Source organism: Butyricimonas synergistica DSM 23225 (assembly GCF_000379665.1).
Classification (GTDB): Bacteria; Bacteroidota; Bacteroidia; order Bacteroidales; family Marinifilaceae; genus Butyricimonas; species Butyricimonas synergistica.
On record NZ_KB903359.1, the window covers coordinates 534,254 to 546,583 of the forward strand.

Consider the following 12,330-nt stretch of genomic DNA (forward strand, 5'->3'; position numbering starts at 1 on the left):
TAAGTATATCTTTGTGGCACAGTTTACAAAAACGAAACAAATAATTAATACATAAAACGAAACAAAAGTAATTGTCATGCTGAATATCGCATTGTTTGGCCCTCCGGGAGCCGGGAAAGGAACTCAGGCGAAAAAAATTGTAGAGAAGTACAATTTGGCACACCTTTCCACTGGAGATATGATTCGTAAAGAAATAGCCGAAGGTTCGGATTTTGGTAAAATGGCTGCCGGAATAATCAATAAAGGGGAATTATTGTCCGACGAGTTTGTGGTAGCGTTAATCGAGAATAGTATAGAACATCATAAAGATGTTGACGGGTTCTTGTTTGACGGTTTTCCCAGAACGGTAAGACAAGCCGAGATACTTGACGAAATGCTTGCCAAGACAGGGCATCCGTTGAGTGCGTTGGTTAGTATCGATGTCCCTCACGATGAGTTGATGCGCCGTATGTTGGAACGTGCCAAGATTGAAGGGCGTTCTGATGATAACGAAGAAGTTATCGAGAATCGTTTTCGGGAATACAAAGCAAAGACTTTGCCTGTTGCCGATCATTATAAGGCTCAAAAGAAACATCACACGGTAAATGGCTTTGGTGCGGTTGAAGACGTGTTTCAAGCAATCACGAATATTTTAGAAGGGATAAAATAAGTAGGTAAGATATGAATGCATAGAGGTGGAAATTCCACCTCTATTTTATTTTTCTCTTTTACTCCATTGTAAGATTAAGAATAATAATCCTGGAATAAAAATAATGGCAGCAGTTGCTTGAAGTGCCACGGAAAGGGAATATAGGTCATGTAGCCAACCTACCAACGGAGCCATGGCTGCAAACATCAACCGGATGATAAAATTGCGAATAGAAAGGACGGTTGCCCGCATTTCAGAGAAGGTGATTTGGTTGATATAGCCTTTCAAGATCGGGGTTGCGAAACCTCTCACGATATAGAAGAAGAAAAGAACTACCACTCCTATGTACGATATATTAAATGATACCGCCACGTATCCCCCGACAATGAAGAACAGGATGAAAGCGTACATCTTGTTGCTTCCCAGTTTCTGATCCAGCAGATCTGAATACAGTGCCGAGATACCCACGGTCAGGTTCAATATCGTCCAGATAATGCCGAACCAGGTCGTCGGGGTATCCAATTCAATCAATAAAGGTTGCACGAACCATGCCATCGTGAGTGTGGCAGCCCCGATAACACCGGAGAACATGATATTGTAACACAGTTCCTTGTTCGTGAAAAGGGAATACTTGATGATCTTCACGATATTGGCGAATGAGTTCTCGATTTTTGTTTTTGCCGCATATTCCGTGAGAGTAAAGGCTGCTGGAATACCGATAAAAGCGATCCCACTTTGCACGTAGAAAGGGAGGCGTAAAGAATAAGCGGCAAGCAAACCACTGAAGATTCCAGCGAAAGCTTCTGAAAAGTTACCGACCATAGTTACCCGTCCCTCGTATTTCAAGTAACTTTCTTCCTTGCGGTAATGAATCATCGTGTCATAGAGTAATGCCGAATCGGCTCCTGATACCAGGCTTTGTCCGAAACCGAGTAATATTTCCGACATGAAAAAAGCAAGGAACGTGTCCGATAAGGAATAGTTTGTGAAACCGAAGAAACAGAAAATACACCCGGCAATCAAGCAATTTCTTCTTCCCCAAACGTCAGCAAGATATCCCGTTGGAATTTCTAAAGATACCATGGCGATAGAGTAGACGCTTTTTAATATGAATATATCCGCTAAATCCAATCCGCATTCATTGTAAAATAGGACAATGATAGGCATAATCAAGGTAAACCATTTGGAAACCTTAATCAAGTACAAGGCGGTGATATTCTTTTTAAATGACACGCTATTTCTTTTTTTATTTCGAGAGCAAAAGTAATTAATTGAAAATTGAAAATGGAGAATTAAAAATGAAAAGTCAGGAGATTTTATGATTTAAATCGAAAACGTTGGCATATTTAATTGATAAATTTAGAATTTACAATCAAAAAGCTGATTTTTGTTTCTGTTTTACTCAAAAAGCGTTATTTTTGCTTCCAAATTAAAAACATAAATCACTAATTTAGTAAAAAGAGTTTGTCATGGCAATACAAAAAATTGATGACATTTACGAGGCATTAAAAGCTAACACCCAAAAGAAACGCTTGGTTGTGGCATATGCAAATGACAGCCACTCGATAGAGGCTGTAAACAAAGCTGTTGAAATGGGGATCGTTGAAGCTACATTGTGTGGAGACGAGAACGAAATTAAAAAAGTGTGTGCGGAGCACGGTTTTGATATTTCCCGTTTCACGATCATTCATGAGCCGGTAGATACGGTTGCTGCAGCCCGTGCCGTAGAAATGGTACGTAATAAGGAAGCAGACTTTATCATGAAAGGATTGGTAAGTACGGATAAATATATGCGTGCTATCTTGAATAAAGAGCGCGGATTATTACCCCCGAAAGCAACCTTGTCACACGTTGCCGTGATGGAATGTCCGAACTATCATAAATTGTTGATTGCCAGCGATGCTGCTATTATCCCGGCTCCCGATATGGATCAGAAATTAGCTATCGTGAGATACGTGACCCAAACGGCTAATGCTCTAGGTATCAAACGTCCGAAAGTGGCTATGATTTCTGCTACCGAGCAAGTGTTACCAAAAGTACCTTCCACGACCGAAGCTGCTATTATAGCTAAAATGGGAGAGAGAGGTCAATTAGGTAATATCGATATCGATGGACCGTTGGCATTGGACGTGGCTATTGATAAAGAAGCTGCTGAGATCAAGAAGATCATGTCTCCGGTTGCCGGTGATGCCGATTGTTTGGTATTCCCGAACATTGAAGCCGGTAACGTGTTCTACAAGACCAACACGAAATTGGCAAATGCCCGTCAAGGAGCCATCCTTGTTGGAGCTACCGCTCCCAGCGTGTTGTCATCCAGAGGGGATAGTGTGGATGCGAAATTGAATTCTATCGCATTGGCTGCTCTTTTTGCAAAGTAAGACAGCAAAAATAGTAGGGGAAGGGTGAGAAAAGTTTTAAATACTTTTCTCACCCTTTCTCCTTTTTGTATCTTCATGTTTAAATCTCCTTAAAGAAGGGGATTTTTAATTGTACAATAGTCATTAATTGGGATTTATTTGTTTGTATATAGCTTTTACTTTTGTGGCAACAATTGAAAGAAAAGAAGGTATGGATTAAAAAATGTAAAGAATTTAATTACAAATTTGGAGTATTTTTGTATCTTTGTCTATAGCAAATTTGATTGACGTGTACTATGTGTGGCGATTATTTACAAGAGTTAAATCAACGAAAGGACCAAGCGTGGGAAGCATTTTATGCAGATTATTATGCAGCTTTGTGTGCTTACGCCAACAAGTTTTTGCATTCTCCGTTGGATGCAGAAGATATAGTACAAGATACGTGTGTAAAGGTTTGGGAGTCGGATAGAGTGTTTGTAACAATGAAGGAATTCACGTGGTATATATATAAATCTATATACACGAATACAATGTATTATTTGCGAAAGCAAAATCTTCATCAGCGTTTATTGCAAAATATACAAGAAGAGGAAGTCGTGATGCCTGAAGACGATTTCATCCAAACGATTCGGGAGGAATTGGTTCGGCAATTACATCTGTATATTGAAGAGTTGCCTCGAGAATCTCAAAAAATTATAAAATTAAGCCTGGAAGGAATGTCCGGGAACGAGATTGCCGAAAAATTAAGTATCAGTTTACATACCGTGAAGTCTCAAAAGAATCGGAGCTTTAAATATTTGCGAGAAAAATTGTCTAAATCTTATTATGTATCATTGCTTTACATGATATTGTTTGATATTTATTCATAGAAATAAATAAAAAAGTTAGTTTTTTTTCCATACCAAATTTACTTTCGAGCATTATAAGAATGTAATGTGCAATAAAAATAATGTATGGAAAAAAGATTTGATGATATATTGGGACTGTTAAAAAAATCTTACGGGGAAATTCTTACCCCAGAGGAAGATAAACAGTTTCAACAGTTGATGGAAGATAAACGATTTCGGGAGCTTTATGATGAGTTGGAGCGGGGAGATTTGGTGCGAGAGGGAATTGAAAATTGTAAGTTATTTTCTCATTACAAAGGATTCACGGAGTTTAAACGTCTTCGTGGAAGAAATAAACGACGCAGGTTACGTTTATATGTCATGTTAGGAACTTCTGCTGCTGTCTGTGTTTTGGCAATAAATTTTATTTTCTCGTTTATGTCTTCGTGGCAAAATGAACATGTATCGTTTGCTACTTCAACTGATATATTCCCCGCGGGAAATGAAGTGCGTTTGCTTTTGGGAAATGGAGATACCGTATCTGTTTCGAATGAAAAAAAGGTATTAGAGGATAAGGGCGGCGCCCAAATCAAATTTGAAAATGGAGGTTTGGCGTATATAGCAAAAGAGAAATCCGAAGAAATGGTCTATAATGAATTGCTTGTTCCGATTGGAGGTGAATGTTACTTGATTTTGGAAGATAGTTCCAAGGTGTGGGTAAATGCGGATTCCCGTTTAAAATATCCGACCCATTTTACTGGGGATGAAAGGAGAATCGAATTGGAAGGAGAAGCTTATTTTGAAGTAAAACCGGGTAATAAGCCTTTTATTGTCCAAACCTCGATGGGTGATGTGAAAGTATTGGGAACTTCCTTCGGTGTGCGTGTTTATAAACAGGAGGATATGTTGACTACGTTGGTTTCCGGGCGTGTACTTTATCGGGGAAGAGATAGTGTACAATTGGTACCGGGAGAGCAAGCTGTGGCTTCTTTATCGGGGAGAATCGGGAAACGGGTCGTGGATGTTGATGAGTACGTGGGATGGAAAAACGGTATGTACGTGTTTGACCATCGTCCACTGGAAGAAATTATACGTGATCTGGAACGTTGGTACGGAGTCACAATTACCTTCGTACATTCGGAATTGAAACGGTTACCTTTTACTGGATACGTGAAACGGCATGACAAAATCAATATTTTCTTGAAATTATTAGAGAGTACGGGAGAATTGAAATACAAAATAGAAGGGAAAAATATATTGTTATTTGAAAAATAAGACGGAAAGAGGAGATTTCGTTTTCCTAGGACTAGACTCCTGCTTCCCGTGTTTTATTTACTAATTTAATAGTCTTCAAATTTATGAAAAAAAACAGTATTAGGCAAACAATTCGGGTGCCGTTATTGTGTCGGCATCGAAAAATTTTGAATGTTATGAAATGGAATGTTTTATTTCTTTTCGTTTTCTGTATGAATTTGTCTGCGACGAGTTTTTCGCAGGATGTGAAAGTTTCACTTGATCTGGAACAGGTTAGCGTAAAAGAATTTTTAAAAACAGTTCAGCAACAGACTGGAATTAATTTCTTGTATAATGCTTATCTTGTTGAAGATGTAGAAAAAGTAAGTATACATGTGCAGGATAAGGAATTACGCTTGGTTTTACAGGACATTCTGTATCCCAAGGGATTGACGTTTGTTTATCAGGAAGGTACGGTAATTATCAAGAAGGCGGAAGAAGTAAAGAAGAGACCCGTGCAAAAGACCGTGGTCGGAATCGTGCAGGATGTAAAAAAGATTCCACTTGCGGGGGTAACCGTGAGATTAAAGGGAGTAAATATGGGTACATCCACGGATATTAACGGGCGTTATAAGATGTACATAACAGATACGCTCAATACAGTATTGGTATTTTCTTTTGTCGGCATGGAAACTAAAGAAGTTCGTTACCGGGGAAAAGATACGATTAACGTCACCTTGGAAGAAGACGTGAAAATCGTGGACGAAGTTGTGGTAACGGGATACCAAACTTTGAAAAAGCGTTCACAGGCGGGTTCTATCAGTGTCGTGAAAGCCGAGGATTTATTGTTGAATGGAACACAAACCTTGGAACAGGCACTACAGGGAAAGATTCCCGGTATGATGGTGATGAACCGAAGTGGCTTGACTGGTACTCGGCAGCGTATTCGTGTACGGGGTACTTCTACTTTGTTAGGTAATGCGGAACCGGTTTGGGTTGTAGATGGTGTAATCCAGACAGATCCGCTTCCTTTTGAGACGAATGATTTGAATAATATTGATTTGAACAGTCAGGATATGATCCGTACTTTCGTGGGTAGTGCTATTTCCTGGTTAAATCCAAATGATATTGAAACTATAACCGTTCTGAAAGATGCTGCTTCCACGGCTATTTACGGGACAAAGGCAGCCAACGGGGTCATTGTGATTACGACTAAAAAGGGAAAAATAGGACGTATGTCGGTAAGTTATTCCGGGAATTTTTCTTTGACTCCGAGAATGACGTATAGTAAGTTAGAATTGATGAATTCTAAACAACGTGTAGATGTTTCTCGGGAGGCGTATCAACGGGGATTATTATTAAGCGGTAATCAAGATTTTGGTTACACGGCTTTAGCAAAGGCTTACCGAAATAGGGAAATATCTTTGGAGAAGTTCCGTTCGGAGGCAGCCAAGTTGGAATCAAATAACACGGATTGGTTTGATATTTTGTTCCGAAATGCGTTTAGCCATAATCACAACGTGGGTATTTCGGGTGGAACGGAGCAAGCCACTTATCATGCTTCTTTCGGGTACTCGGAAACTAAAAATACAGCTATTGGTAATGATCAGGTGCAGTATACCGGAAACGTGAGTGTATCTGCTATTTGTGGAAATCCGTGTCTTTGAGTACGAATTTGTCAGGTAGTGTGGGTAAAACGAAAGGTTTCGTGGGAACAGATCCTTTTGGGTATGCCTCTAAAATGAATCGGGCTATTCCCGCTTATAATGAGGATGGCAGTCGGTTCTTTTACAAGAGTGCTGACAACGGATATTTATTCAATGTCGAGAATGAATTGGAACATAGTGGTACTGAAAATACGGTAAGTACATTAAACGCCAATGTAAATTTGCGTTGGAGAATTACGGATGATATTTCTTTTAATACCTCAGTATCTTATAGTGCTTCTGAGACAAATGGTTCCTCCTGGTATTCGGAACGAACAAATTATATTGCCCAAAAGCGTGGATATGATTATGGCGCTTTTGAAGCAGGTTCCAAAGAATTCGAAAACTCAAAATTACCTAACGGGGGAGAATATAATAGCAGCCATAATAGTGCAACTTCTTGGAATTGGCGGAATTCATTGGATTGGATAAAAGTCTTGAATGGAGTTCACTCTTTTTCTGTGATGTTAGGACAAGAGATGTCAAGTACTCAAAACAACGGGTATAAATTGCAGTCGTACGGGTATATACCGGATAAAGGAAAGATTTTTGTAAATCTTCCAGCTTACACGCAGCATAATGCCGTAGATCCACCTGTAAACGATATGTATCGAACTACGCCCACATTAACCGAGTCAGAATCGAATACCTTATCTTATTATTTGACTTTGAGTTATATGTATGATAATCGTTACGCTTTTAATGCCAGTGTCAGGGGAGATGGAAATAATCGTTTCGGTCAAGATAAAAAGGAACGCTTTCTTCCAGTGTGGGCTTGTGGATTTCGATGGAATTTGGGGTATGAACCTTGGTTGCAGGGACAGAATATCCTAAGCGATATGAGTGTACGTGTTTCTTACGGGTACCAGGGGAACGTGGCAGAAAATGTAAGTCCGGACCTGATTGCAACCATCGTAGAAGATAAAGAGAATTATGACTATAAATTGGCATTGAAAGATTTGCCGGCACCGGATTTGAAATGGGAAAAGACTTCGAACTTGAATGTTGGGATCGACTGGAGTTTTTTTAGTAATAAAATTAGCGGTTCATTCGAATGGTATTGGAAGAAAACGACCGATTTGGTGACGGAATTGAAAGTTCCTTACGAGCATGGCGTGGATAGTCGCCCCGTGAATGGAGGTAAAATGACGAACACGGGATGGGATGCTAATGTTGGTTTTACTCCGGTACGTACGAAGAATTTTGTCCTTTCGATGGGATTGACTTTCTCTAGAGTAAATAATAAATTGAAATCTACAATTGAACCAAATAAAACCTGGAAAGAAGCTACCACCGGGAATCTAAATAAAGACGGCTATCCCGTTACCAGTTTTTGGGCATTTAAATTTACTGGATTAAATCCAGAGCATGGGGGACCGGAATTTGACACAGAAGGCATAGAAACAGAGGAAGGGTTGAAAGACGCCACGGTATATATGGCGTATGCAGGAAAAATGGAGCCGGATTTTACAACCGGATTAACACTTTCCATTCGTTATAAGACGTTTTCTTTATCTTCCGGTTTGTATTTGAGTCTAGGTAATCAACAGTTTATGGCTCCTCCAATGGACTCCTTTAGTTCAATCCCGAGTGAGTACGAGAATATGTCCACCGAGTGGTTGGATCGTTGGCGGAAACCCGGAGATGAGAAGTATACGAACGTCCCCTCTTTGCCGGACAAACGAACGAATGCTTTAAAGTGGCAAGCTCCTAGTACGGAACAAATGTATCCCTATGCAATGTATGCTTATTCCGATATTCGTGTTGTGGATGCTTGGTATATCCGTTGTGGTAGTATATCTTGTTCTTATACTATGCCAGAAAAGTTCTTACCCAATGGGTTACAGAATATGAGTTTCAGTTTTTCCCTTTCCAATCCCTTTCAGATTCGGAGTAAGGATTTCAAAGGACGGGATCCGGAAGTAGCATTGGGGGGACAACCTTTGCAACGTGCAATTTCTTTGGGTGTTAGTCTAAGTTTTTAAAAATGTAATGATGAAGAATATGAAAACTAAAATATTAATTCTATTCCTAAGCTGTGCTTTTGCGGGATGTGATGGTTTTCTGGAAGAACAGAGTCAGACAGAAGTTCGTCCTTCAACGATTTTTGATATGGAAAAATTACTGGAAGGTGAGGCTTATTGGACGGAAAGTGATGCCGTATTCACGGATGAAACGGAGATATTCACGGATGATAATATGTGTAATGTTGTTAGAGATAAAAATACTCAAATACAGAACTTAAAAGAACACGATAAATATAAATATATTTGGAGCAATACCATGTTTAATGATAATGGGGATGGATCCTCGGATATCGAGTTATGGCAAACTCCGTATAAATATATTAAGGGTGCCAATGTGATTTTAGATTATATTGATGATATGATTGTAGACGGGAAGGAAGGGGAAGTTCGTCGGGAACATCTTCGGGGAGAAGCCTTCGTGTTGAGGGGATTATATCATTTTTACTTGGTGAATTTTTTCGGATTGCCTTACAATTATGGTGATCCTACCCAAAATTTGGGAGTGCCTTTAAAAACCAATAGTGGAGTAACGACAGATGAATATCCGAAACGATCTTCTGTGGCAGAGTGTTACAAGCAGATAGAACAAGATTTGTTGGAGGGAACTCGGTTGATGTCTGCAAATCGGGACGAGGCTTCGACTAAAATAAAACGAATTGATTACTTGGTAGGAAACGCTTTATTGTCACGTATGTATCTTTATATGGAGAATTGGGATAAGACGATTGATTATGCGGATTCCGTACTAATAGCTCAACCTGATTTACTGATGTTTTCTGAAAACCCGAATGAATATATTTATTCCCAGTATGGAAATTGTGAAATATTATGGGCAATGCCTTCGACTTTTGCTGCAGATATTCCTTTGGTAAGTTCAAGAAGAACACAGTACCCTTATACGGCATCAAATGATCTTATAAATACGTTTAATAAAGATTTGGCGGTCGGAGAGATAGACCTTCGTGTAATGACACAAGATGAGGATAATCCGAATTACCCAGGATTTGATGGGCGTAATGTGACTTTCTTGCAGACTGGTGGAGAAACTCTTTATGGTGATAATTATACAAAACTTGGAGTTGTAGAATACTATGTGATATATAAAGGATATAAATGGACTGGAATGAGAACAGCCGAGTTGTATTTGAATCGGGCAGAAGCTTATATTCAAAAATATATTCGGGAAGGAAATACAAGTGATGCTCAGGCGGCACTAGATGATTTGAATCGTTTGAGACGTCATCGTTTGGATCCGAATGGGTTTACGGAAAAAATGCTCTCCGATTACTCGGACGGGTGGGCTTTGTTGGAATTTTGCTGGCGGGAACGTCGGCGGGAATTATGTGGAGAGGGGAATCATCGTTGGTTTGATTTAAGACGCCAGGGAATGCCCCAGATCACGCATATATATTTAGATAATACTGGTTTCCAATCGGAGTATGTACTGCAGAAAGAAGATTCTCGTTATGTATTACCAATACCACAGAATGTACTTGACCGGAATCCGGATTTGAAGCAAAATAAATATTAACTTAACAAGTACGAGATATGAAAATAGTGAATTTAAAATATTTGTGGATCGTAAGTGCGATACTTTTGTGTACCGGGTGCTACAAAGAAGACGGGAAACTTTCTCCAAGTAATAATCCTGAGGATTTGCTTTCTATACCTCAAGGGACACATGATTATGACGATATAATTGTAGACTGGTATGAAAAATATGGTTTTACGGCATTGTATATCTTTGAAAATAAAGATATATACTGGAGTAATGAAACCTGGTTGGAGGGAGGAACTGGACAAATGGATTCTGAAATTATAACGGGAAATGAGATTGGAACACCGGGAGACCAGAAATACGTGGGGGAATGGTGTGATATGTTTGATCGGATTTTATTAAGTCATTATCCTGATAATTTTATTGCTAAAGCGATGCCTTTTCGGGTTTTTATTTGTTCAAAATTGTTGTATGCAGCCGTAGATCGCTATTCATGGACACCAGAAGAAGGATATAAATATACTTACGAGGAAATATTGACATATGAGGGATACGACAATATTGTAGTGAGTGGTGCCAGTGCTAAAATTCATTCATTAACCCAGGAAGAAAAGTTAACTCTTTCGCAAGGGGTAAATTCTTATTTATTGAGTAGGATTGCAGATAAAGAACTAATTGTTATCCCCGATGAATTTTTTGAAGTGAGTGTTTATGAAAATAAAAATTATTATGGAGTAAGATTGTTTGAGAACGGGTATTTGAATTATGAAGATATAAATGCTGTAAAATCGACGTTTAAAAAACAAGATTTAATCTCCTACTTCAAATTACTGGGTTATCCTTTGGAAGTGTTGGAGGGTGAACCAGAAGATTATGTGGATAGTTTTCTGCCCTCAGTGCAAGGATTGTTTAATCGCCCGGAAGGCATGAAATGCAAACAAAAATATGATATACTGGTGAAGGCGGTTAAAGATGCCGGGATAAAAATAGAAGATATACAAAATCCGTCTATACTAAATTAGTAAGTATTAAGATTGTAAAGTAGATGAAAGTATCACCCGGAAACGGATTTCGGGTGGTACTTTAAGAGAGTGTTGTATGTAAAATTAAGGTATTATGGAAAAATCGATTGTAAAAGTGGAACATGTATCGCATCGTTATAGTGTGCAATGGGCGGTGCGGGACATCAGTTTCGAGATCCCTCAACGGGGAATATATGGGTTACTGGGATCCAATGGAGCTGGTAAGTCAACGGTAATGAATATCATATGCGGGGTTATCAAGCAAACAGAAGGATGTGTATTTATCGACGGGAAAGATACCCGTTTAGATCCTATTGGTGCGAAGCTTCATATAGGTTTCTTACCACAGAAACCGCCCTTGTACGGGGACCTGACGGTCGAGGAGTATTTAAGCCATACAGCTGACATTCGTTGGGTTCCTGAACAAGATATTAAAACGGCAGTAAATGAAGTGTTGGATTTATGCGCTATTTCTCATTTTCGCAAACGTTTGATTAAGAATTTGTCCGGAGGGTATCAACAGCGCGTGGGAATAGCCCAAGCTATTATTCATAAACCGGATTTAGTTGTATTTGATGAACCGACAAATGGATTGGATCCAAACCAAATTGTGGAAATTCGTCACCTGATTCGGGATATTGCGGAAGAACGTACCGTGTTACTTTCCACTCATATTTTGCGAGAAGTGCAAGCCGTTTGCGATAATATATTGATGATCGAGCAAGGAAAATTAGTATTTATGGGGACGGTAGATGAATTTGACAACTATATCGTGCCAAACACTATTTACCTGACCATGAAAAATGCTCCGGCTATAGAGGTCTTGAAAGGTATTACTGGTTTAACGAGCGTGGAGAAATTGGAAAACGGAGCATTCCGTGCTCATTTCTCTGATTCCCAAGAGGCTATGGAGCAGATCGTGGAACAGAGTGCTGCCAATCAATGGCATTTGACAGAAATGAGATTGGAAAAAAGTTCTCTCGATACGATTTTTGCCGAGCTATCTAAAAAAGCACGGAGATAATAGTTGTT

The 12,330-nt window shown here is 39.3% G+C and carries 10 protein-coding genes; 9 read left to right on the forward strand and 1 reads right to left on the reverse strand.

Features of this window, described 5'->3' with window-relative positions; translation table 11 throughout:
- The first annotated feature begins 76 nt into the window (after positions 1-76).
- Positions 77-649 (forward strand): adenylate kinase, encoded by a 573-nt coding sequence (locus tag A3CY_RS0102345; protein ID WP_018336287.1) that lies wholly within the window; start codon positions 77-79, stop codon positions 647-649.
- 45 nt (positions 650-694) lie between these two features.
- On the opposite strand, the gene A3CY_RS0102350 is transcribed toward A3CY_RS0102345, so the two are convergent.
- Positions 695-1,795: an MFS transporter gene (locus A3CY_RS0102350; RefSeq protein WP_051082699.1), complete on the reverse strand. Its 1,101-nt coding sequence runs from the start codon at positions 1,793-1,795 to the stop codon at positions 695-697.
- A gap of 302 nt (positions 1,796-2,097) precedes the next feature.
- Between A3CY_RS0102350 and A3CY_RS0102355 the strand changes: the two genes are divergently transcribed.
- The 8 genes from A3CY_RS0102355 to A3CY_RS0102385 all read left to right on the forward strand — a co-directional run bounded on the left by A3CY_RS0102355 (position 2,098) and on the right by A3CY_RS0102385 (position 12,322).
- On the forward strand, positions 2,098-3,006 hold the full coding sequence (locus A3CY_RS0102355; RefSeq protein ID WP_018336289.1) for a phosphate acyltransferase: 909 nt from the start codon (positions 2,098-2,100) through the stop codon (positions 3,004-3,006).
- 275 nt (positions 3,007-3,281) lie between these two features.
- The gene (locus tag A3CY_RS0102360; RefSeq protein WP_018336290.1) at positions 3,282-3,854 is read left to right on the forward strand and encodes a sigma-70 family RNA polymerase sigma factor; all 573 of its coding nucleotides are present in this window, start codon (positions 3,282-3,284) and stop codon (positions 3,852-3,854) included.
- Positions 3,855-3,938: 84 nt separating this feature from the next.
- Positions 3,939-5,087, forward strand: a complete 1,149-nt coding sequence (locus A3CY_RS20035) for a FecR family protein (protein WP_018336291.1) — start codon at positions 3,939-3,941, stop codon at positions 5,085-5,087.
- 155 nt (positions 5,088-5,242) lie between these two features.
- Positions 5,243-6,712: a SusC/RagA family TonB-linked outer membrane protein gene (locus tag A3CY_RS22815; RefSeq protein WP_169503548.1), complete on the forward strand. Its 1,470-nt coding sequence runs from the start codon at positions 5,243-5,245 to the stop codon at positions 6,710-6,712.
- The gene (locus tag A3CY_RS22820; protein ID WP_155828157.1) at positions 6,709-8,736 is read left to right on the forward strand and encodes a TonB-dependent receptor domain-containing protein; all 2,028 of its coding nucleotides are present in this window, start codon (positions 6,709-6,711) and stop codon (positions 8,734-8,736) included. Before A3CY_RS22815 ends, A3CY_RS22820 begins: the two co-directional genes overlap by 4 nt.
- A 10-nt stretch (positions 8,737-8,746) precedes the next feature.
- Positions 8,747-10,309 carry a RagB/SusD family nutrient uptake outer membrane protein gene (locus tag A3CY_RS0102375; RefSeq protein WP_040371239.1) on the forward strand — a complete coding sequence of 521 codons (1,563 nt, stop codon included), beginning with the start codon at positions 8,747-8,749 and terminating at the stop codon, positions 10,307-10,309.
- Between the two features lie 17 nt (positions 10,310-10,326).
- Positions 10,327-11,298: a hypothetical protein gene (locus A3CY_RS0102380; RefSeq protein WP_018336293.1), complete on the forward strand. Its 972-nt coding sequence runs from the start codon at positions 10,327-10,329 to the stop codon at positions 11,296-11,298.
- A 94-nt stretch (positions 11,299-11,392) separates the two neighbouring features.
- Positions 11,393-12,322: an ABC transporter ATP-binding protein gene (locus A3CY_RS0102385; RefSeq protein WP_018336294.1), complete on the forward strand. Its 930-nt coding sequence runs from the start codon at positions 11,393-11,395 to the stop codon at positions 12,320-12,322.
- Positions 12,323-12,330 lie beyond the last annotated feature (8 nt).

Bases quoted from the DNA above. Each gene is read 5' to 3' on its own strand.
- A3CY_RS0102360 (WP_018336290.1), top strand. From the start codon at position 3,282: ATGTGTGGCGATTATTTACAAGAGTTAAATCAACGAAAGGACCAAGCG.
- A3CY_RS0102355 (WP_018336289.1), top strand. From the start codon at position 2,098: ATGGCAATACAAAAAATTGATGACATTTACGAGGCATTAAAAGCTAAC.
- A3CY_RS0102345 (WP_018336287.1), top strand. From the start codon at position 77: ATGCTGAATATCGCATTGTTTGGCCCTCCGGGAGCCGGGAAAGGAACT.
- A3CY_RS0102380 (WP_018336293.1), top strand. From the start codon at position 10,327: ATGAAAATAGTGAATTTAAAATATTTGTGGATCGTAAGTGCGATACTT.
- A3CY_RS20035 (WP_018336291.1), top strand. From the start codon at position 3,939: ATGGAAAAAAGATTTGATGATATATTGGGACTGTTAAAAAAATCTTAC.
- A3CY_RS0102350 (WP_051082699.1), bottom strand. From the start codon at position 1,795: ATGCCTATCATTGTCCTATTTTACAATGAATGCGGATTGGATTTAGCG.
- A3CY_RS22815 (WP_169503548.1), top strand. From the start codon at position 5,243: ATGAAATGGAATGTTTTATTTCTTTTCGTTTTCTGTATGAATTTGTCT.
- A3CY_RS0102375 (WP_040371239.1), top strand. From the start codon at position 8,747: ATGAAGAATATGAAAACTAAAATATTAATTCTATTCCTAAGCTGTGCT.
- A3CY_RS0102385 (WP_018336294.1), top strand. From the start codon at position 11,393: ATGGAAAAATCGATTGTAAAAGTGGAACATGTATCGCATCGTTATAGT.